At 62.6% G+C, this 20407-nt stretch carries 19 protein-coding genes; 12 read left to right on the top strand and 7 right to left on the bottom strand.

Features of this window, described 5'->3' with window-relative positions; all coding sequences use genetic code 11:
• Window positions 1-441 precede the first annotated feature (441 nt).
• From gyrA to dnaA, 7 genes are all read right to left on the bottom strand, one after another.
• Window positions 442-2883, bottom strand: a complete 2442-nt coding sequence (gyrA, locus tag IEX61_RS04550) for a DNA gyrase subunit A (protein WP_188816907.1) — start codon at window positions 2881-2883, stop codon at window positions 442-444.
• A gap of 62 nt (window positions 2884-2945) precedes the next feature.
• Window positions 2946-4862, bottom strand: coding sequence for a DNA topoisomerase (ATP-hydrolyzing) subunit B (gene gyrB / locus IEX61_RS04545; RefSeq protein ID WP_188816906.1), 1917 nt, complete (start codon window positions 4860-4862; stop codon window positions 2946-2948).
• Complete coding sequence (gene remB / locus IEX61_RS04540) at window positions 4859-5170, bottom strand: extracellular matrix regulator RemB (RefSeq protein ID WP_083462799.1); 312 nt, start codon at window positions 5168-5170, stop codon at window positions 4859-4861. The genes gyrB and remB overlap by 4 nt, the downstream gene beginning before the upstream one ends.
• 5 nt (window positions 5171-5175) lie before the next feature.
• Entirely contained in the window at window positions 5176-6300 is a 1125-nt protein-coding gene (gene recF, locus IEX61_RS04535; protein ID WP_188816905.1) for a DNA replication/repair protein RecF, read from the bottom strand.
• 5 nt (window positions 6301-6305) lie between these two features.
• Window positions 6306-6551, bottom strand: coding sequence for a S4 domain-containing protein YaaA (gene yaaA, locus IEX61_RS04530; protein WP_054668969.1), 246 nt, complete (start codon window positions 6549-6551; stop codon window positions 6306-6308).
• A 31-nt stretch (window positions 6552-6582) separates the two neighbouring features.
• On the bottom strand, window positions 6583-7719 hold the full coding sequence (gene dnaN / locus IEX61_RS04525; RefSeq protein ID WP_054668968.1) for a DNA polymerase III subunit beta: 1137 nt from the start codon (window positions 7717-7719) through the stop codon (window positions 6583-6585).
• Window positions 7720-8206: 487 nt separating this feature from the next.
• The gene (dnaA, locus tag IEX61_RS04520) at window positions 8207-9571 is read right to left on the bottom strand and encodes a chromosomal replication initiator protein DnaA (protein ID WP_188816904.1); all 1365 of its coding nucleotides are present in this window, start codon (window positions 9569-9571) and stop codon (window positions 8207-8209) included.
• A 478-nt stretch (window positions 9572-10049) separates the two neighbouring features.
• Between dnaA and rpmH the strand changes: the two genes are divergently transcribed.
• From rpmH to IEX61_RS04460, 12 genes are all read left to right on the top strand, one after another.
• Window positions 10050-10184 carry a 50S ribosomal protein L34 gene (rpmH, locus tag IEX61_RS04515; RefSeq protein ID WP_054668967.1) on the top strand — a complete coding sequence of 45 codons (135 nt, stop codon included), beginning with the start codon at window positions 10050-10052 and terminating at the stop codon, window positions 10182-10184.
• A 154-nt stretch (window positions 10185-10338) separates the two neighbouring features.
• A complete protein-coding gene (gene rnpA / locus IEX61_RS04510; RefSeq protein WP_188816903.1) occupies window positions 10339-10686 on the top strand; it encodes a ribonuclease P protein component in 348 nt (115 codons plus the stop codon).
• Between the two features lie 23 nt (window positions 10687-10709).
• A complete protein-coding gene (gene yidD / locus IEX61_RS04505; protein ID WP_373288406.1) occupies window positions 10710-10907 on the top strand; it encodes a membrane protein insertion efficiency factor YidD in 198 nt (65 codons plus the stop codon).
• A 38-nt stretch (window positions 10908-10945) separates the two neighbouring features.
• Window positions 10946-11698 (top strand): membrane protein insertase YidC, encoded by a 753-nt coding sequence (gene yidC / locus IEX61_RS04500; RefSeq protein WP_054668966.1) that lies wholly within the window; start codon window positions 10946-10948, stop codon window positions 11696-11698.
• Window positions 11695-12321: an RNA-binding cell elongation regulator Jag/EloR gene (gene jag / locus IEX61_RS04495; RefSeq protein ID WP_054668964.1), complete on the top strand. Its 627-nt coding sequence runs from the start codon at window positions 11695-11697 to the stop codon at window positions 12319-12321. The genes yidC and jag overlap by 4 nt, the downstream gene beginning before the upstream one ends.
• A 176-nt stretch (window positions 12322-12497) precedes the next feature.
• Entirely contained in the window at window positions 12498-13871 is a 1374-nt protein-coding gene (mnmE, locus tag IEX61_RS04490; protein WP_054668962.1) for a tRNA uridine-5-carboxymethylaminomethyl(34) synthesis GTPase MnmE, read from the top strand.
• 42 nt (window positions 13872-13913) lie between these two features.
• Window positions 13914-15803 (top strand): tRNA uridine-5-carboxymethylaminomethyl(34) synthesis enzyme MnmG, encoded by a 1890-nt coding sequence (gene mnmG / locus IEX61_RS04485; RefSeq protein WP_054668960.1) that lies wholly within the window; start codon window positions 13914-13916, stop codon window positions 15801-15803.
• Window positions 15804-15807: 4 nt separating this feature from the next.
• Window positions 15808-16521: a 16S rRNA (guanine(527)-N(7))-methyltransferase RsmG gene (gene rsmG / locus IEX61_RS04480; RefSeq protein WP_054668958.1), complete on the top strand. Its 714-nt coding sequence runs from the start codon at window positions 15808-15810 to the stop codon at window positions 16519-16521.
• A gap of 120 nt (window positions 16522-16641) precedes the next feature.
• Window positions 16642-17472, top strand: coding sequence for a nucleoid occlusion protein (gene noc / locus IEX61_RS04475; RefSeq protein ID WP_188816902.1), 831 nt, complete (start codon window positions 16642-16644; stop codon window positions 17470-17472).
• Between the two features lie 121 nt (window positions 17473-17593).
• Window positions 17594-18355, top strand: a complete 762-nt coding sequence (locus IEX61_RS04470; RefSeq protein ID WP_054668956.1) for a ParA family protein — start codon at window positions 17594-17596, stop codon at window positions 18353-18355.
• The gene (locus tag IEX61_RS04465) at window positions 18348-19208 is read left to right on the top strand and encodes a ParB/RepB/Spo0J family partition protein (protein ID WP_054668954.1); all 861 of its coding nucleotides are present in this window, start codon (window positions 18348-18350) and stop codon (window positions 19206-19208) included. The genes IEX61_RS04470 and IEX61_RS04465 overlap by 8 nt, the downstream gene beginning before the upstream one ends.
• Window positions 19209-19241: 33 nt before the next feature.
• Complete coding sequence (locus IEX61_RS04460) at window positions 19242-20402, top strand: aminotransferase class V-fold PLP-dependent enzyme (protein WP_054668952.1); 1161 nt, start codon at window positions 19242-19244, stop codon at window positions 20400-20402.
• The last annotated feature ends 5 nt before the right edge of the window (window positions 20403-20407 follow it).

The raw sequence follows: 20407 nt of genomic DNA, 5'->3' as shown, positions 1-20407 counted from the left end.
TCCCTTGGCTCGCTGACCGCCTTTTTCCTTCTTGGCATCCACACTTTTTAGCGTAGAGCCCAGGAAGTTTCATCCTTCTGAACTTCCCGTTTTTCTAACAACATGTTGAGCATCTTTGCCTATCTCGCAAAAACTGTCACTTGAAACTGAGGTTTTAATGGTTCTGCATATCGCATCATAACCTCAATCAAACTGGGAATAAGGAGAAGAAAATCGATCCTCAATAGCGTCTTGGGTCACTCGCTTCTCTTTTGGAAGATGAATCACTCTTGGATCATCATCAGCAGGGTAATCCAAATACAATTCTGCCAGCCGAATACGGCTCCTCCTTGCTCCACTTCAACTGATTCCCGATTGCGGATCCAATGCCGACAGCACGAAAGAGTTAACCGTAATCATTCTGATTTATTCAGCCGAAAAAGCGGGGGACGATCCCCCGCCCTACATGTCCCCATCCTTGTCGGCGTCCTGTTCGACGCGGGCCACGGTGGCCACCTCTTCCCCTTCCTCCATGCGAATGAGGCGCACACCCTGCGTGTTGCGGTGCAGAACCGGGATATCGGCCACGTGGAGGCGAATCACCACGCCGCCCGAGGAGACGATCATCAAGTCGTCACCGTCCTCCACCATCTTCAGGCCAACAATGGGACCCACACGTTCGGTCAAGTGGATCGTCAGGATCCCCTTGCCGCCCCGCGATTGGACACGGTATTCGTCGATCGGCGTCCGCTTGCCAAAACCGTTGGTCGTCACGGTGAGGACGTAGGCACCGTCGCGGACGACGTCCATGTCGATGACGGCGTCGCCCTCCTCAAGGGTGATGCCCTTTACCCCCGTTGCCGCACGGCCCATCGGGCGCACGTCCGCTTCGGGGAAGCGGATTGACAGGCCCATACGGGTGCCGAGGAGAATGTCCCGCTTGCCGTCGGTGAGGCGCACGCCCACCAGTTCGTCATCGTCGCGCAAATTGATGGCAAACAGCCCGCCCTTGCGGATGTGCTCAAACTCGCCGAGGGGCGTCTTCTTCACGATGCCCTGCTTGGTGGCAAAGAACAGGTACGCCTCATCGTCGAAGGTCGCCACCGGGATGACGGCATTCACCGTTTCCCCCGGCTCAATTTGAATGAGGTTGACCAGGGCGACACCCCGCGCGGCGCGGCCGAACTCCGGCACCTCGTACGCCTTGAGCCGATACACCTTCCCCTTGTTGGTAAAGAACAGGAGGTAGTGATGGGAGTTCGTGATGAAGAGGTGCTGAACGAAATCGTCTTCGCGGGGGCTCAAGCCCTGCACGCCCCGCCCGCCGCGCTTCTGGCTGCGGTAAGCGGAGACCGGCATGCGCTTGATGTACCCGCGGTGGGTAAGGAGGACAACGACGTCTTCCTCGGGGATGAGGTCCTCCTCGTCGATGTTGTCCACATCGGCGGTGATACGCGTGCGCCGCGCGTCGCCGTACTTCTCCTTGATTTCTTTCAGTTCTTCGGCGATGATGGCGAGAATCTTCTTTTCATCGGCAAGGATGGCGCGCAGCTCGGCGATCTTCTGCACGAGTTCGGCGTACTCCGTCTCGATCTTTTCCCGCTCCAGGCCGGTGAGGCGCTGCAGGCGCATGTCGAGGATGGCCTGGGCCTGCTCCTCGGTGAGGCCAAAGCGCGCCATCAGGCCGCTTTTGGCCTCGTCCACCGTCTGCGAGGCGCGAATGAGGTTGATGATGGCGTCGATGTGGTCGAGGGCGATGCGCAAGCCCTCGAGGATGTGCGCCCGCGCCTCCGCCTTGCGCAGGTCGTGCTGCGTGCGCCGGCGGATGACCTCTTTCTGGTGGTCGAGGTAGTGGACGAGCACCTCCTTCAGGTTGAGCACCCGCGGCTCGCCGTTCACCAGGGCCAGCATGTTGACGCCGAAGGAGGTTTGCAGCGCGGTGTGCTTGTACAGGTTGTTCAGCACGACGCGCGGATTCACGTCGCGGCGCAGCTCAATGATGACGCGCATCCCCTCCCGGCTCGACTCGTCGCGCAGGTCGGTGATGCCGTCGATCTTCTTGTCGCGGACGAGTTCGGCAATCTTCTCGATCAGCTTGGCCTTGTTCACCTGGAAGGGAATCTCCTCGACGACGATGCGCGTCTTGCCCCCGCCCGCCTCTTCGATCGAGCACTTGGCGCGGATGTCGATGCTGCCGCGGCCGGTTTCGTAGGCGCGGCGGATGCCGTCCTTGCCGAGGATGATGCCCCCCGTCGGAAAATCCGGCCCCTTGATCTTGGTCATCAACTCCTTGACCGTGGCGTCGGGGTTCTCAATGAGCAAGAGCAGGGCGTCAATCGTTTCCCCCAGGTTGTGCGGCGGGATGTTCGTGGCCATTCCCACGGCAATTCCCGCCGCCCCGTTGACGAGCAGGTTGGGAAAGCGGGCCGGGAGGACGAGGGGCTCCTTCTCCGTGCCGTCGTAGTTGTCGCCGAAGTCGACGGTGTCCTTGTTGATGTCGCGGAGGAGCTCCGTGGCCAGCGGCGCCAGGCGAGCCTCGGTGTATCGCATCGCCGCCGCGCCGTCGCCGTCGACGGAGCCAAAGTTGCCGTGGCCATCGACGAGGGGGTAACGGCAGGAAAAGTCCTGCGCCAGGCGGACGAGGGACTCGTACACCGCTGCGTCGCCGTGCGGGTGGTATTTCCCGATCACGTCGCCGACGATGCGGGCCGACTTGCGGTGCGGTTTGTCCGGCGTCAGCCCCATCTCGTTCATCGCGTACAAGATGCGCCGGTGCACCGGCTTGAGCCCGTCCCGGACATCCGGCAGGGCGCGGCTGACGATGACGCTCATCGCGTAGTCCAGGAACGAGCTTTTCATTTCCTCGGAAATGTCAACGGTTTGAATGCGCGGTTCCGTGCTCATCCGCTCCCTCCGTTCCAACGAGATTGCCGCCCCGCATCACGCGTTGCAGGACCGGCGTCCGATCAGATGTCCAGGTTGCGGACAAACTTGGCGTGCTCTTGAATAAATTCGCGGCGCGGCTCGACGCGGTCGCCCATCAGCATTTCGAACACCTGGTCCGCCTCGATGGCGTCTTCGAGGGTCACCCGCAGCAGGGTGCGGCTTTCCGGGTCCATCGTCGTTTCCCATAGCTGGTCGGCGTTCATCTCGCCAAGCCCCTTGAAGCGGGTAATCTCCGGCTCCCCTTTGCCGCCCATCTCCTGCAAGATGGCCTCCTTTTCCTTCTCGCTGTGCGCGTAGCGGACCACCTTGCCCTTGCGGATGCGGTAGAGCGGAGGCTGGGCGATGTAGACGTAGCCGGCCTCGATCAGCTCGCGCATGAAGCGGTAGAAGAAGGTGAGGAGGAGCGTGCGGATGTGCGCGCCGTCAACGTCGGCGTCGGTCATGATGATGATCTTGTGGTAGCGCGCCTTGCTGAGGTCGAAATCGTCGCCGATCCCCGTGCCGATGGCGGTGATGATCGCCCGGATCTCCTCGTTGGACAAGATCTTGTCCAGGCGGGCCTTTTCCACGTTGAGGATCTTCCCGCGCAGAGGGAGAATCGCCTGGTACTGCCGGTCGCGCCCCATCTTGGCCGAACCGCCGGCCGAATCCCCCTCGACGAGGAACAGCTCGCTCATCGCCGGGTCGCGCGAGGCGCAGTCGGCCAGCTTCCCCGGCAGCGAGCCGGCGTCGAGGGCGTTTTTGCGCCGCGTCAGCTCGCGGGCGCGGCGGGCCGCTTCGCGGGCACGGGCGGCCAAGACGGCCTTCTCGACGATCTTCCGCGCCACCGAGGGGTTTTCCTCGAGAAACATGGCAAACCGCTCGGCAAAGAGCGACTCGACGATGCCGCGCACCTCGCTGTTGCCCAGCTTCGTCTTCGTCTGCCCCTCAAACTGCGGCTCGGGAATGCGCACGTTGACGATGGCGGTCAGCCCCTCACGCACGTCGTCGCCCGTCAGGTTGGTGTCGGCGTTCTTGAGCAGGTTGTGCCGGCGCGCGTAGTCGTTGATGACGCGCGTCAGGGCGCTCTTGAAGCCGATCTCGTGGGTGCCGCCCTCGGTGGTGTGGATGTTGTTGGCGAAGGAGTACAGGTTGGTCGTGTAGCCGTCGTTGTATTGCAGGGCGACTTCCACGAAGATGCCGTCCTTTTCCCCGCTGACGTAAATCGGTTCGGGGTGCAGCACGTTGCGGTTCTTGTTGAGGCTCTTGACAAAGGAGACAATGCCGCCCTGGTATTGGAAAACTTCTTTCTTCCCCGTCCGTTCGTCGACAAGCGTGATGCGCAAGCCGGCATTTAAGTAGGCCAGTTCGCGCAACCGGTTGGCCAGGACGTCGTAATCAAAGGTGGTCGTCTCGGTGAAGATCTCCGGATCGGGCTTGAACGTCACCCGCGTCCCCGTCTCGTTCGTCTCCCCGACCACTTTCAAGTCGTAGTCGGGGTTGCCCCGCGTAAAGCGCTGGCGGTGAATTTTGCCGTCGCGCTTCACCTCCACCTCCAGCCACTCCGACAGGGCGTTGACGACGGAGACGCCGACGCCGTGCAAGCCGCCCGACACCTTGTAGCCCCCGCCGCCAAATTTCCCCCCGGCGTGGAGGTTGGTGAGCACCGTCTCGACCGTCGATTTCCCCGTCTTTTCGTGAATGCCGGTGGGAATGCCACGGCCGTTGTCGATCACGGTCACGCTGTTGTCCGGGTGGATGATGACCCGGATGTCGTCGCAGAAGCCGGCCATGGCCTCGTCGATGCTGTTGTCCACCACCTCCCACACCAGGTGGTGCAGCCCGCGGCTTCCCGTCGAGCCGATGTACATCCCCGGGCGCTTGCGCACCGCCTCGAGGCCCTCGAGAACCTGAATCTGGCTTTCGTCGTAGGTGTGCTGCTTTTGCTCAAGGCTCAACGCGCTTCACCTTCGCTTTCGTCCGTCCCCTTCGGGCGCATCGGGCGCCGCGCGCCGACGTCGGATGCGCGAACCCCGAGCGCCCGCCGCATCAAGGTGGTCGACGAGATGGGCGAGCCGTACAACGCATCGGTCGTCACCACGTACGATTTGACGGCATCGGCGGCAACGGCCACGTAGCGGCCCCGCACCTGATGGGTTTCGACAAACTCGCGGGTCCGCTTGGAGGCCGAAATCAGCTTTTCATCCAGTATCGCCACCACATCCCGCGTCCACACCGTCCAATCGCCGCCAAGATGGATAAACATCGCCCTCATCCTTCCGGTTCAATCTGGCCCTGCTCGACGCGATAGCGGGCGGCGTGGCGCACCAACGCGTGGTCGACACCCTCCACTCCCGTCGTCGTCACAAACGTTTGCACGCGATCCTGGATGACCGAGAGCAGGTGCAGCTGCCGGCCGGCGTCGAGCTCCGACAGGACATCGTCGAGCAGGAGGATGGGCGCCTCGCCCACCGCTTCGCGGATAAACTCGATCTCCGCCAGTTTCAGGGACAGCGCCACCGTGCGCTGCTGGCCCTGCGAGCCGAAGGTTTGCACGGAGTAGCCGTTCACAAAAAAAGCCAGGTCATCGCGGTGCGGCCCGACAAGGGTGACGCCACGCTCGCGCTCGTGCGGACGAAGCCGGACGAGCTCCTCATGCACCCGCTCCTCCATCGCCTGCATCGCGCCATCGGCAGCATCCATCGCCACCGTCGACACGTACCGCAGGGAAAGGGTTTCCGCCCCTTGGGTGACGGCGGCATGAATGGTGCGGGCCCATCCCTCTAATTTTCCCACAAACTCCAGCCGTTTGCGAAGCAATTTCGCCGCCAACGCGGCCAATTGCTCGTCGTAAACGGACAGGAGCTCATCAAGCGGGCGGCCGGCCGTCCGGGCCATCTTGAGCAGCTGGTTGCGCTGGGCCACCGTTTTGAGGTAGGCGCTCAAGTCGTGCAGGTAGGCGGGACTGACCTGGCCGATGGCCATGTCGAGAAAGCGGCGCCGGTGCTGCGGCGCGCCTTTGACCAGGTTGAGGTCCTCCGGGGCAAAGAGAACGGCGTTCAGGTGCCCGACGTACTCGCTGAGGCGCCGCTTCTCGACGCCGTTCACCTTGACCGTTTTCCCCTTCGGCGCAAGCCGCACCTCGAGACGCACGCTACGCCCGCCGTCCCGCTCCACGCGCCCCTTGACCGTCGCCACCTCCCGTCCCCATTGGACGAGCTCGCGGTCGCGCGCGGTGCGGTGGGACTTGGCGAAGGCCAGCGCGTGCATCGCCTCGAGGAGGTTGGTCTTGCCCTGCGCGTTGCGCCCGACAAACAGCGTCACCGGGGCGTCAAAGGTGAGGTGCAGGGCGGCATAGTTCCGGAAACGGTCCAGCACCAATTCGCGGAGCCGCACGGCCCTTACGCGTCCCCCGTCCGGTCGCCGTCGCGGCGATCGACGCGCAGCTGGATTCGATCGTCGACCGTCACCACGTCGCCTGGATGCAGCTTGCGGCCGCGCCGCGTCTCGCGCTCCCCGTTGACGCGCACGTCATGGGCGGCGAGAAAGGCTTTGGCCTGGCCGCCCGTGGCGATGACGTTGGCCAGCTTGAGCAGCTGCCCCAGCGTAATGATGTCCGTGGAGATGTACACGGTCCGTTCCGCCATGCCCATCCTTCCCCTCGCACAATCCGCGCCGTCAGTACGTGCGCACGGGCAGGATGAGATGCAGCGTCCAATCGTGGTCGGTGGGCTTGAGCACGAACGGGCTCATCGCCCCCGTGAAGCGGATCGCCACCTCCGGCGCATCGACGGCGCGCAGCGCGTCCATCATGTACCTGGCGTTGAAGGCGATCTTCAATTCTTCCCCTTCCACCGCGCGGGCGATGACCGCCTCGGTCACCTTGCCGATCTCCGGGCTGTGCGACGACAATTCCACCGTGTGATCCGGCCGCACCCACAGCTTGACGACGTTGTTTTTGCCGTCCTTGGCGATGAGGGAGGCCCGCTCGATGGCCGCCAGAAACTCCTTCGTCTCGACCACCAGGCTCGTCTTGCTGGCGGTCGGGATGATCCGCGACGTATCCGGATAATTGCCCTCCAAGAGCCGCGAGTAGAACAAGGTGTGTTTGCCCTTGACCATCAGCTGGTTTTTCGCCACGTAGACGTCGACCAGCTCGCGGGTTTCTTCCAGCGTCTTGGCCAGTTCCTGCAGGCTCTTTCCTGGCACGACGACGGAAAACCGCGCGCTGGCGTCCGCTTCCACCTGTGCCGTGCGGGTCGCCAGGCGATGGCTGTCGGTGGCCACAAAGCGCAGGTGGCCGTCTTCCAGCGTCCACTGCACGCCCGTGAGAATGGGCCGCGTTTCCGATGTCGACACGGCGAACACCGTCTGCCGGATCATGGCCCGAAGCAGGTCGCCCGGCACGGCAAAGCCGGTCCCTTCCTCCACCTGCGGAAGGCGCGGGTAGTCGTCGGCATCCAGCCCGTTAAGGTGGAAGGCCGACGGACCGGAGCGCAACGCGATGGTGAACCGTTCGCTGACCTCCATCTCGACGGTGTCGCCGGGAAGTTTGCGAATGATGTCCAGAAAGTAGGAAGCCGGGATGACCACGCTACCGGCCTGCTGGAGATGCACGAGGACGCGATCATCCTCTTCGCGTGGAACGGTACACTGGATGGCCACATCCGAATCGCTGCCGGTCAGGGTAACGCCGCGTTCGTCCGCCACCACTTTTACGCCGGTCAGAATGGGGATGGTCGTGCGCGCGGACACGGCCTTCGTGGCCTGCTGCAAGGCGCTCACCAGGCGACTGCGATCAACGGTGAGTTTCATGACATCCCTCCACCTTCTGGATCAACAGCATAGCAAAAATAACGAGACGGGTCCAATGCGGCGGTACGAGACGGGTGTCGAGGGAAAAGGGCAGCGGAACGGTTCATTGGACAAGTCCATATCATCTAATTATGACGCAAAAGGTCGAACGGCTGTCAACAACCGGTTCTTCGTTCCGGGGCCTTCACTTTATGAATACCCCTGTGGCGTATACACGAAGTAAAACGGAATTCATCCGATTTTCATGGCAAGTCCTTGAGGGGTGGCAAACCGATTGCCACCGAGTGCCTCGCGACATTCGGCGCTGCTTGCCGGGGGAACGGGGCATATTCGTCTTGCTTCTTGCATAAGGTCATTCAATAAACCTTTCGTATTCGTCCTCATCAGCGGTGTGGGTGCCGTGGATAACCGCGTGTGGCCATAAAAAAAGCGCCTATGCACATGTGGACAACCTGTGCATAGGCGGGGTGGGTTGTGCACAGCGCGGTTAGGGCTGATGTTTCAACCGCTCGGTCAATTGCTGGATGAGGGCCTGCAGGTCCGGATTGGTTTGCAACTCTCGCGAAATCTTCTCGTGGGCATGGATCACGGTGGTGTGATCGCGGCCGCCGAATTCGCTGCCGATCTTGGGCAGGGAGGAATCGGTCAACTCGCGGGCCAAATACATGGCGATTTGGCGAGGGTAGGCGACGTTCTTCGTTCGCTTCTTGCCAATCAGGTCTTCGACGCGCAACCCGAAATGCGCCCCCACGACCTTCTGGATGTCGGCGATGGTGATTTTGCGCGGCTTGGCCGGTGAAACGATGTCCCGCAGCGCTTCCACGGCGAGGGGCAGGTCGATGTCGCGTTGATGGGCTGCGGAGTAGGCGACGACGCGAAGGAGCGCACCCTCCAGCTCGCGGATGTTTGAGTCGATCTGGTTGGCGATGTACAGGAGCACGTCGTCGGGGATGTCCAGGTTTTCCGCTTTTACCTTCTTGCGCAGGATGGCGATCCGCGTTTCCAGATCCGGCGGATGGATGTCCGTGATCAAGCCCCACTCAAAACGGGAGCGCAACCGATCCTCGAGGGTGGGGATTTCCCGCGGCGGCCTGTCGCTGGAGATGACGATCTGCTTGTTTTCCTCGTGCAGGGCGTTAAACGTGTGGAAGAACTCTTCCTGGATCCGTTCTTTGCCGGCGAGAAATTGGATGTCGTCGATCAGCAGGACGTCCACTTTGCGGTACTTGTTGCGAAAGTCTTCGGTCCGGTTGTATTGGATGGCCGTGATGAACTCGTTGGTGAACTTTTCCGAGGACAGGTAGACCACTTTGGCCCCGGGATTGTGCTGCAGCACATAGTGCCCGATGGCGTGCATCAGGTGCGTCTTGCCCAGGCCGACGCCGCCGTAGATGAACAGCGGGTTGTAGGCTTTGGCCGGCAATTCGGCCACGGCCAGGCAGGCCGCGTGGGCGAACCGGTTGCTTTGCCCGACGACGAAGGTGTCGAAGGTGTACTTGGGATTGAGCACCGTTTGCGGCATGTCGTCGGTCGTAGCGGTTGCCGAGCGCGGTTGACGGGGAGCTGTGGATGCAGCGGTTTCCCCTTCGGTTTCGTCGTGCCGCGGCGGGAGCACGAATTTGACGTCGAGATCCTGCTGGGTCACTTCCCGGAGCGTTTCCCGAATCAGGGCGGTGTAGGACCGTTCGAGGTGATCGCGCACAAATTCGTTCGGTGCGGCCACGACGACGGTGTTGCGTTGGAGGGCGAGGGCTTCCGTTGACTTGAGCCAGGTTTCGAAACTCGGTTTGGACAGGCGGCCTTCGATCACGGTGAGAACGTGGTGCCACAACTCGCCAACCCTCTTGTCCACCGTGCTCACCCCTCGGCAGTTGTTCACACATTCTTGTGGACAAATGTGGATAAAACAGATGTCGACGGGGCGCAAAACGTCGCGAAAGGCAGAAGGGGTTGTCCACAAATTCCGCGCTGCATTCGTCCACAATCCCCTCAGTCTATACACAAAAATATCCCCAATTGTGGACAAAATGCGGGTGTTCGCCACTTATCCACTGGGGAAAACACAACCATCATAGCACGGAGAAGGCGCATTGGACAAGGGTGTTTCGCCTTTTTCCACAACCCCAACACCTTGTGGGAGAAGGTTATCAACAGCACGAGATGTTGTGTACAACCTGTGCAAAACGGTGTCGAAATCCGTTGGCGCTTGTGGATGAAGGATCCACAGCTCGCGCGAGCGCGGATGCTTGACAATGGACAAACCGTTTCAGTACAATGAACGAGACTGTCGGTCTTGTTCGTTTGCATACTGGCGAAGGAGGTGGAAGGGGATGAAGCGCACGTTCCAGCCGAACAACCGCAAGCGGAAAAAAGTGCACGGGTTCCGCAAGCGCATGAGCACGAAAAGCGGGCGGAAGGTGCTGCGCAATCGCCGCCGCAAGGGGAGAAAAGTGCTGTCTGCGTAAGAGGCCACCGCGGGTGTGGCCTTTTTTCACGCGCGTTCACGAGAAGGGGAGACCGTGGAAGGTTTGGCGTGACTTTTCTGGCGGAAGAATTATAATGAATAGTTGATCGAAACGGTTTTGTGTCCGAACGATCGGCACAGGTGGAGAGGAGCGCGTGGAACGCGAGCGACGGTTGCGCAAAAACGAAGAGTTTCAACGCGTGTTTCGTCACGGGCAATCGACCGCCAATCGGCAGTTTGTCGTCTATGCCCTTCCCCGGCCCGAAGGGGGGACGTTTCGCGTCGGCGTATCGGTGAGCAAGAAACTCGGAAAAGCCGTGGTGCGCAACCGCCTCAAACGCCTGATCAAGGAAGCGGTGCGCGCCCACGCGGACAAGATCCGGCCGGGTGTCGACGTGGTCCTCATTGCCCGGGCTTCGGCCCTCGAGCTGGACTATCATCAGATGGTGAAAAGCGTCGGCCACGTGTTGCGCCGGGCGGGCTTGATCGCGGAGAAGGGGTGACGACCGTTGCCGTGAGAGCCGTAGTGTTAGCGTTGATTCGGGTGTACCAGCGGTGGATCTCGCCCCTAAAGCCGCCGGTGTGCCGGTTCTATCCCTCCTGTTCGGCATACGCGTACGAGGCGGTGGCCAAATACGGCGTGCGAAAAGGTCTGGCTCTCGCGATCAAACGCGTGGCGAAATGCCACCCCTTTCATCCCGGCGGGGTGGATCCGGTTCCGTAATGTTTTCGTGGAAGCGGGCAGTGAAGGAGGATCGGGCGTTGACGCGTCGACGAGTCGTTTGGTTGATCCTGGTTGTCGTCATCCTGTTGCTCGCCCTTACCGGGTGTTCGCCGCAGCAGATGAAGCCGATCGATCCGAACAACGGCATGTGGGACCGCTTTTTTGTTTATCCCCTCAAGCTGATGCTGGACCTGTCGGCTCAGGTGCTGTTCGGCAGCTACGGGCTGGCCATCTTGGCGGTGACGATCATCATTCGTTTGCTGTTGCTGCCGCTCATGATGAAGCAGCTGCGCAGCATGCGCATGATGCAGGCCCTGCAGCCGGAGATGCAGAAGATCCGCGAGAAGTACAAGAACGACCCGCAGAAGGCCCAGGAAGAGACGGTGAAGCTTTTCCAGAAGCACAACGTCAACCCGCTGTCGGGGTGCCTGCCGGCGCTGATCCAGATGCCGATCTTGATCGCGTTTTACTACGCCATCATGCGCAGCGAAGAGGTGCGGACGCACACCTTTTTGTGGATGAATCTTGGGGCGCCGGACCCGTACTACATCATGCCCGTTCTGGCCGCGGTGACGACGTACCTGCAGTCGAAGGTGATGGGGACGACGAACAACAATCCGCAGGCCCAACTGTTTTTGATCATCATGCCGGCGATGATCCTGTTTATCGCCATCACCTTGCCGTCGGCGCTGTCCCTGTACTGGGTGTTTAGCAACCTGTTCACGATCGTGCAGACCTTGGTGTTGAAGCGGACCGGGTATTTGCAGCCGCAGGAGGGTGCCGCGAAGTGAAACGGGTGACGGTGGCGGGGAAGACGGTGGACGAGGCCGTGGACAAGGCGCTGGCGCTCCTCGAGACGACGCGCGACCGCGTGGAGGTGCGCGTGCTCGAGGAGCCGCGCCGGCTGCTCGGCGTGATCCGCATTGGTCGCGCGCGTGTGGAAGTGGCGTGTCGCCCCGATCCGCGCGAGGAAGCGGTGACCTTTTTGCGCCAGCTGCTGGCGGTCGTCGGAATCGAGGCTGAGGTGGACGTGGAAGCGCGCGGAAAGCATCAGCTCTGGATTTCGCTCCGCGGCGATCGCTCCCTCGGCGTCTTGATTGGCCGGCGGGGGCAAACGCTCGACGCGTTACAGCATCTCGTGAACGTGGTGGCCAACAAGAAAAGCGCCGAGCTGGTGCGGATCGTCCTCGACGCCGGTGGCTACCGCGAACGGCGCCGCCAAGCGCTCGAGCGGTTGGCCGAACGGTTGGCGGTCCGTGTGGTGCGCACCCGCCGCAGCGTCAAGCTGGAGCCGATGCCGCCGGTGGAGCGGAAGATCATCCACACGCACCTTCAGGGTTGGCGGAACGTAACGACGTACAGCGAGGGGGAAGAGCCGCATCGCTACGTGGTGATCGCGTACAAGGAATCGTAAAACCGCCGCAAACCGAATTCCCTTCCTGTGGGTGTCCACAGGCTTTTTTGTTTGGTGCGGCGGCATGGGCCCCTTCGCCGGAACCGTTTGCGGTTTTTTCGGATTCCCCCTGTGGTATGCTACTATGTTAGCACCAGGATGACCATGGCCGTTTGTGCCGTCAGGAGTGAAGCGGGATGGAGACGGATACCATTGCAGCCATCGCCACCCCCATGGGCGAGGGGGCCATCGGCATTGTCCGCGTCAGCGGGCCCGACGCCATTCCGATTGTAAACAAGCTGTTTCGCGGCAAGGACTTGTCGAGGGTGGCCAGCCACACGATCCATTACGGCCACCTCGTCGATCCGGCGACGGGGGAGACGGTGGAGGAAGTGCTCGTCGCGGTGATGCGCGCGCCCCGCACGTATACGCGGGAGGATGTGGTGGAGATCAACTGCCACGGCGGCATCGTGACGACCAGCCGCGTGCTTCAGCTCGTCCTGGACCACGGGGCGCGCCTGGCCGAACCGGGGGAGTTTACCAAGCGCGCCTTTCTGAACGGCCGCATCGACCTGGCCCAGGCCGAAGCGGTGATCGACCTGATCCGGGCCAAGACGGACCGGGCGATGGCCGTGGCCCTGCAGCAGATGGAAGGGCGGCTGTCGAACCTCATCCGCCGCCTGCGCCGGCGGATCGTCGAGCTGTTGGCCCATATTGAGGTCACCATCGACTACCCCGAGCACGACGTGGAGGAGGTGACCCGGTCCCTCCTGCTCGAGCGGTGCCGGGAGATCGGCGCGGAGATCGACCGCTTGCTGGAGACGGCGCGGCAGGGGAAGATCCTGCGCGAGGGGGTGGCCACGGCCATCGTCGGCCGGCCCAACGTGGGCAAGTCGTCGCTCCTCAACGCCTTGGCCCATGAAGCGCGGGCCATCGTCACCGACATTCCCGGCACCACGCGCGACCTGATCGAGGAGCAGGTCAACGTGCGCGGCATTCCCCTGCGCCTCATCGACACGGCGGGGATACGCGACACGGAGGACCTCGTCGAGCGCATCGGCGTACAGCGGGCGCAGGAGGTGCTCCAAACGGCCGATCTCGTTCTCCTCGTGCTGAACCACAGCGAACCCCTCACCGCCACCGACCGGCAGCTCATCGACATGACCCGCACCCTCAACACCATCGTGGTCGTCAACAAGGCCGACTTGCCGCGGCGGATTGAACTGGACGAGGTGCGGGCGGCCTTTGCCGATCGGCCGGTGGTGCTGACGTCGATGCGCACGGAAGAGGGCCTCGACGAGCTGGAGGACGCCATCGCCCGGCAGTTTTACACCGGCAACGTGCCGGCCGGCGACTTGACCTACGTGTCGAACGTCCGCCACATCCGCCTCCTGCGCGAGGCGCGCGCGGCCTTGAACGAGGCTATCGCCGGCGTGGAGGCCGGCGTTCCCGTGGACACGGTGGCCATCGACCTCAAGCGGTGCTTCGATCGGTTGGGGGAGATCATCGGCGAGACGGCGTCGGAGGAGCTGATCGACCAGATCTTCCGCCAGTTCTGCCTCGGCAAATGAAACGGGGCCGTGGCGGGATGCGGACCAAAGGAGGGATAGCGCATGACGACCACCTATTTTGCCGGGGAGTACGACGTGATCGTCGTCGGGGCCGGACACGCCGGATGCGAGGCGGCGCTGGCCGCGGCTCGGCTGGGGTGCCGGACGTTGGTGCTCACGCTCAACCTGGATACGATTGCGCTCATGCCGTGCAACCCGTCGATTGGCGGGCCGGCCAAGGGACACGTGGTGCGGGAGATCGACGCCCTCGGCGGGGAGATGGGGCGCAACATCGACAAGACGTACATCCAGATGCGCATGCTCAACACCAGCAAGGGACCGGCCGTGCGTGCGCTGCGGGCCCAAGCCGACAAGGTGCTCTACGCGCGCGAAATGAAGCGAACGCTGGAGCGGACGCCCAACCTGACCCTCCGCCAGGCGATGGTGGAACGGCTCATCGTGGAAAACGGCGTGTGCACCGGCGTGGTGACGCGCACCGGCGCCGAGTACCGCGCCAAGGCCGTCGTGCTGACCACGGGGACGTACCTGCGCGGCAAGGTGTACATCGGCGATTTGGCCTACGAAAGCGGCCCCAACAACATGCAGCCGGCCAACAAGCTGTCGGAGAACCTGATGGAACTGGGCTTTGAGCTCGTCCGCTTCAAGACGGGAACGCCGCCGCGCATCTACGGTCCGTCGATCGACTACAGCAAGACGGAGATCCAGCCGGGCGACCCGGGGCCGCTGGCCTTTTCCTACGAGACGACAACCTTTGTCCCGGTAGAGGAACAGCTTCCTTGCTGGCTCACCTACACCAACGAAAAAACCCACGCCATCATCCAGGCCAACCTCCACCGCGCGCCGATGTATTCGGGGATGATCGAGGGCATCGGGACGCGCTACTGCCCGTCGATTGAAGACAAGGTGGTGCGCTTTGCCGACAAGCCGCGCCACCAGATTTTCCTCGAGCCCGAGGGGCGGAACACGGAAGAGGTGTACGTGCAGGGGCTGTCCACCAGCCTGCCCGAGGATGTGCAGCTGGAGATCCTGCGCACCATCCCCGGGCTGGAGAAGGCGGAGCTGATGCGGCCCGGGTACGCCATCGAGTACGACGTGATCGTGCCGACGCAGCTGTGGCCGTCGCTGGAAACGAAGCTCGTGGAAAACCTGTTCACCGCCGGGCAACTCAACGGCACGTCGGGGTACGAAGAGGCGGCCGGGCAGGGGATCATGGCCGGCATCAACGCCGCACGCAAGGTGCAGGGGAAAGAGCCGGTCATCCTGGACCGGTCGCAGGCGTACATCGGCGTCATGATCGACGATTTGGTGACGAAGGGGACCAACGAGCCGTACCGGCTGCTCACGTCGCGGGCCGAGTACCGCCTCCTCTTGCGGCACGACAACGCCGACCTGCGCCTCACCGAACTGGGATATCAGATCGGGCTCATCTCCGAGGAACGCTATCGCCGCTTTCTGCAGAAAAAGCAGCGGATTGAGGAAGAGCTTCAGCGGCTGCGCGAGACGACGCTGCGTCCCGACGCGGCGACCCAGGCGAAGCTGAAGGCCCTCGGGACGGCGGAGATCCAGAACGTCACATCCCTCGAGGTGCTGCTGCGCCGGCCGGAGGTGACCTACGCGCACATTGCCGAGCTCGCCCCGCCGCCGCGCGAACTGCCGCCGGACGTGACGGAGCAGGTGGAGATCCAGGTCAAGTACGCCGGCTACATCGCCAAACAGCTGGCCGAAGTGGAGCGCATGCGCAAGATGGAGGCGAAGCGCATACCGCCGGACATCGATTACCACAAGATCCCGGGGTTGGCCACCGAGGCGCGGGAGAAGTTGAGCAAGATTCGCCCGCTCAACATCGGGCAGGCGTCGCGCATTTCCGGCGTCAACCCCTCCGACATCTCCATTCTCCTCATCTACCTGGAACAGCGGCAAAAAGGGGCGTAAGGGCATGGCTTTTGACTTGACGCAGGCCCTAGCCGAACGCGGGTGGGCGCTCACCGCGGCCCAGCGGGAAGCCTTCGACCGGTACTATCGGCTGCTCGTGGCGTGGAACGAACGGGTCAACCTGACGGCGATCACCGATCCGGAAGGCGTGGCGCTCAAGCATTTTTACGATTCGTTGACGCCGGCCTTCTACACGGATTTTTCCGGCATCTCGTCGCTGGTCGACATCGGCAGTGGGGCAGGTTTTCCCGGCCTGCCCCTTAAACTTCGCTTTCCGCACCTGGCGCTCACCATCGTCGATTCGCTCAAGAAGCGAATCGCCTTTTTGGAGGAGGCGGTGCGCGAGCTGGGCCTCTCCGGCGTCACCCTGATCCATGGGCGGGCGGAAGCGGTGGGCCGCGATCCCGCGCACCGCGAACGGTACGATGTCGCCATCGCCCGGGCCGTGGCCCGCTTAAATGTGCTCGGCGAGTTGTGTTTGCCCTTTGTCCGCGTGGGCGGTCTGTTTATTGCCATGAAGGGGAGCGACGTGGACGATGAGGTGCGGGAGGCGCAAGGGGCCATCGCCACCTTGGGCGGTTCGCTGGAGCGGATCGAGCGCTTTGCCCTGCCGGCCAATGGCGGCGGGCGCACCCTTCTGTTCATCGCCAAACGATCGCCAACCCCCGCGGCCTATCCGCGCAAGCCGGGCATGCCGGAGAAAAAACCCCTTCGCTGAAGGAAACGTGCCGCCGTTGTTTCACGTGGAACATTGCGGGCAACCGGAGACGACAAAAGGAATTTCAGGAAGGGGCGCCGAATAGGTAACGGGGTGAATTCCTCGGTAGGTGGTGCAGAAATGCGGGACCAGCTCACGCGGTGGTTTGGCTTCACCGAGAAACCGAACGCGGAAGAAGTGCGGCAGCTGCCGGTCGATCAAATCGTGCCCAATCCCTATCAACCCCGCACGGTCTTCGACGATGAAAAAATCGAGGAATTGTGCCAGACCATCCGCACCCACGGCGTGATTCAGCCCATCGTGGTACGGGAAAAGGACGGCCGCTACGAATTGATCGCCGGGGAACGGCGCTGGCGGGCGGTAAAAAAACTTGGGCTCGCGACGATTCCGGCCATCGTGCGGCAGATGACCGATGCCCAGGCCGCCTCGGCCGCCCTGATCGAAAACCTTCAGCGGGAAGGGCTGACGGCCATTGAGGAAGCCGCCGCCTATCAGCAGCTGATCGAGTTGCACGGCTTAACCCAGGAAAGTTTGGCCCAGCGCCTCGGCAAGGGCCAGTCGACCATCGCCAACAAGCTGCGGCTTCTTTCCCTTCCCGAGCCGGTGCAACGGGCCCTGTTGGAGCGGAAGATCACGGAGCGCCACGCGCGGGCGCTGTTGCCGCTCAAAGACGAAGCGTTGCAATTGAAAGTGTTAAACGAGATTTTGACCAAAGAGCTGAACGTGAAGCAGACAGAACAGCGCGTCGCGGCGCTGCTCGGCGGGACCACGCGCCGTCCCAAAGCCAAGCGGAAGGCGTTCTCGCGCGACCTGCGCTTGGCCATCAACACCGTTCGGCAGTCGATCGACCTCGTGTTGCAGTCGGGACTGCCCATTGAAACGGACGAGGAGGACGGCGAGGACTATTACCAATTCATCATCCGCATTCCGAAAACCCGACCCACAAAATAACGAAAAAGCGACCCAACGGCGTCGCTTTTTCTTCGTTCGGGAAAAAGCCGTGCGGTAAAATGGAGGACGGATCCCTCTTGGACACCTGAAGCACTTGCGGAAAGGAGATCGGAGAACGGGGATGGGCAAGATCATTGCCGTGGCCAACCAGAAGGGCGGTGTGGGGAAGACGACCACCTCGGTCAACCTGGGGGCGTGCCTGAGCACGTTAGGGAAAAAGGTGCTGTTGGTGGACATCGATCCCCAGGGCAACACCACGAGCGGCATCGGCATCAACAAGGCCGACGTGCAGTACTGCATCTACGACGTGCTGATCAACGACATCAATCCCTTAGACGCGATTCTGCATACGAATATCAAGGGGCTTGACGTGATCCCGGCCACCATCCAGCTGGCGGGGGCGGAGATCGAGCTCGTGCCGGTCATTTCGCGGGAGGTGCGGCTGCGCAAGGCGTTGGGCGTGGTGCAAGACCGCTACGACTACATCCTCATCGACTGCCCGCCCTCGTTGGGCATTCTGACCGTCAATTCCCTCACGGCGGCCGATTCGGTCATCATTCCCATTCAGTGCGAATATTACGCCTTGGAGGGGCTTAGCCAGCTCCTCAACACGATTCGCCTGGTGCAGAAACACCTGAATCCCGACCTGCGCATCGAGGGCGTGCTGTTGACCATGCTCGACGCGCGCACGAATTTGGGCTTGCAGGTGATCGAAGAAGTGAAAAAGTATTTCAAGGACAAGGTCTATCGCACGATCATTCCGCGGAATGTGCGTTTGAGCGAGGCGCCCAGCCATGGCCAGCCGATCATCACCTACGATCCGAAATGCCGCGGAGCGGAAGTTTACATGGAACTGGCAAAGGAAGTGATCGAGCGTGGCTAAGCGGCTGGGAAAAGGATTGGAAGCCCTGATTCCCCAGCTCAGCGCCGACGAGCATGACGCGATCACCGAGATCCCCATCGACGAGCTGCGCCCCAATCCCTACCAGCCGCGCCGGGTGTTCGATGACGCCTCCCTTGCGGAGTTGGCCAACTCCATTCGCGAGCATGGCGTGGTGCAGCCGATCATCGTGCGCAAGGGCATCAAGGGCTACGACATCGTGGCCGGGGAGCGGCGGTGGCGGGCAGCCAAGTTGGCCGGCTTGACCAAAATTCCCGCTGTCGTCAAGGTGTTTACGGAAGAACAGGTGATGGAGATCGCGCTGATTGAGAACCTGCAGCGAGAAGATCTCAATCCCATCGAAATTGCCCAGGCGTATCAAAAGTTGATGGAAACCTTCAATTTGACGCAGGAGGAACTGGCGCAGAAGGTGGGGAAAAGCCGTCCCCACGTGGCCAACTTCTTGCGCCTGCTCACGCTGCCCAAGGCGATCCAAGACGATGTTTCACGTGGAACACTTTCCATGGGCCATGCCCGGGCGCTACTGGGCGTGGAGGACGACGCCATGCGTATGGAGCTGGCCAAACAGGCGGTGCGCGAACGGTGGAGCGTACGGGAGCTGGAAGCGCGCGTGCAGCGGCTGCGCAAGGCGCGGGAGACGGCGCGCGCCAAACGGGCCAAACCGGTGCACGACCCGGTGGTGGCCCGGTACGAGGATGCGTTGCGCGCGCACATCGGAACGGCGGTGAAGATTCGCCAATTGAACAAGAAGGGGAAAATCGAAATCGAGTACCTTTCGCGGGAGGACCTTCACCGCATTGTCGCGTTGATCGTCGGCCGGAGCGCCGATGCGTAAAGGGACGTTTCGTGAGGAGAGGGGAGGAGCAGGATGACCCGCACCATCCGCTACTTGGACAACGCGGCGTCCACGTGGCCCAAGCCGCCGGCCGTTGTCGAAGCGATGAAGGCGTGTGTGGAAGCCTTTGCGGCCAACCCCGGGCGAGGCAGTCACGCGTTGGCGCAAAAGGCCGCCCGCGTGGTGGCCCAGGCCCGCGCCCATTTGGCGCGGCTTTTCGGCGTGCGCAATCCCAACGACCTTTTCTTTTTTGCCAATGCCACGCAGGCCCTGAACCAGGCCCTGAAGGGCTACCTCCGGGCGGGCGACCACGTCGTGGCGTCGGCCGTGGAGCACAATGCCGTCCGCCGGCCCCTCGAGCATTTGCGCCGGACGCGGGGGGTGGAGGTGACGTATGTCCCGCCACGGGAGAACGGCTTGTTTGCCGCCGACGACTTTCTCGCCGCGCTGCGGCCGAACACGCGGCTGGTCGCCGTCACCCATGCCTCCAACGTGACCGGCGTGATCCTGCCGGTGGCGGACATCGGCGAGCGCTTGCGTTCGCGCGGGGTCCCGCTCCTGGTCGACGCTTCCCAGACGGCCGGCGTGCTCCCCATCGACGTGACGGCGATGAACATCGCCCTGCTGGCTTTCCCCGGGCACAAAGGGTTGTACGGTCCCCAGGGGACAGGCGGGTTGTACGCCGCCCCCGACCTCGAACTCGAGCCGCTCGTTCACGGCGGCACGGGCAGCCATTCGGAGGAGGCGGATCAGCCGGCGGTGCGCCCCGAGCGCTATGAAAGCGGAACCCTCAACACCCCCGGCATCGCCGGATTGCTTGAGGGCGTCAAATTCGTGCTGGAGACGGGCGTGGAAATCCTTCACCGCCACGAATGGGGCCTGGCGCGGGAGACGATCGAACGGCTGTCGGCCATTCCCGGCGTGCGCGTGTACGGGCCGCCGCCGTCGATCGAACGGATCGGAGTGGTTTCCTTTTCAATCGCGGGCGTCGATCCGGCGGAAGTGGCGGCCATTTTGGACCGCGAGTACGGGATCGCCGTGCGCGCCGGTCTCCACTGCAGCCCGCTGGGACACGAAACCATCGGCACCCGCGATGGCGGGACGGTGCGGGCCAGTTTTGGCTACTTTAACGGACCGGATGACGTCGAGGCGCTCGCGGCGGCCGTGCGCGAGATTGCGGCGGCCTTTTCCTGACGAGG

Origin of the sequence: Calditerricola satsumensis (assembly GCF_014646935.1) — a bacterium.
GTDB classification, from domain to species: Bacteria; Bacillota; Bacilli; order Calditerricolales; family Calditerricolaceae; genus Calditerricola; species Calditerricola satsumensis.
Note: the sequence above shows the minus strand (reverse complement) of the source record. Positions and strands in the feature narration are given on the sequence as shown.

Coding starts and splice junctions, on each gene's coding strand:
- gyrA (WP_188816907.1), bottom strand. CDS start 2,883: ATGAGCACGGAACCGCGCATTCAAACCGTTGACATTTCCGAGGAAATG.
- remB (WP_083462799.1), bottom strand. CDS start 5,170: ATGTTTATCCATCTTGGCGGCGATTGGACGGTGTGGACGCGGGATGTG.
- rpmH (WP_054668967.1), top strand. CDS start 10,050: ATGAAGCGCACGTTCCAGCCGAACAACCGCAAGCGGAAAAAAGTGCAC.
- IEX61_RS04460 (WP_054668952.1), top strand. CDS start 19,242: ATGACCCGCACCATCCGCTACTTGGACAACGCGGCGTCCACGTGGCCC.
- IEX61_RS04470 (WP_054668956.1), top strand. CDS start 17,594: ATGGGCAAGATCATTGCCGTGGCCAACCAGAAGGGCGGTGTGGGGAAG.
- yaaA (WP_054668969.1), bottom strand. CDS start 6,551: ATGGCGGAACGGACCGTGTACATCTCCACGGACATCATTACGCTGGGG.
- noc (WP_188816902.1), top strand. CDS start 16,642: ATGCGGGACCAGCTCACGCGGTGGTTTGGCTTCACCGAGAAACCGAAC.
- mnmE (WP_054668962.1), top strand. CDS start 12,498: ATGGAGACGGATACCATTGCAGCCATCGCCACCCCCATGGGCGAGGGG.
- rsmG (WP_054668958.1), top strand. CDS start 15,808: ATGGCTTTTGACTTGACGCAGGCCCTAGCCGAACGCGGGTGGGCGCTC.
- dnaN (WP_054668968.1), bottom strand. CDS start 7,719: ATGAAACTCACCGTTGATCGCAGTCGCCTGGTGAGCGCCTTGCAGCAG.
- mnmG (WP_054668960.1), top strand. CDS start 13,914: ATGACGACCACCTATTTTGCCGGGGAGTACGACGTGATCGTCGTCGGG.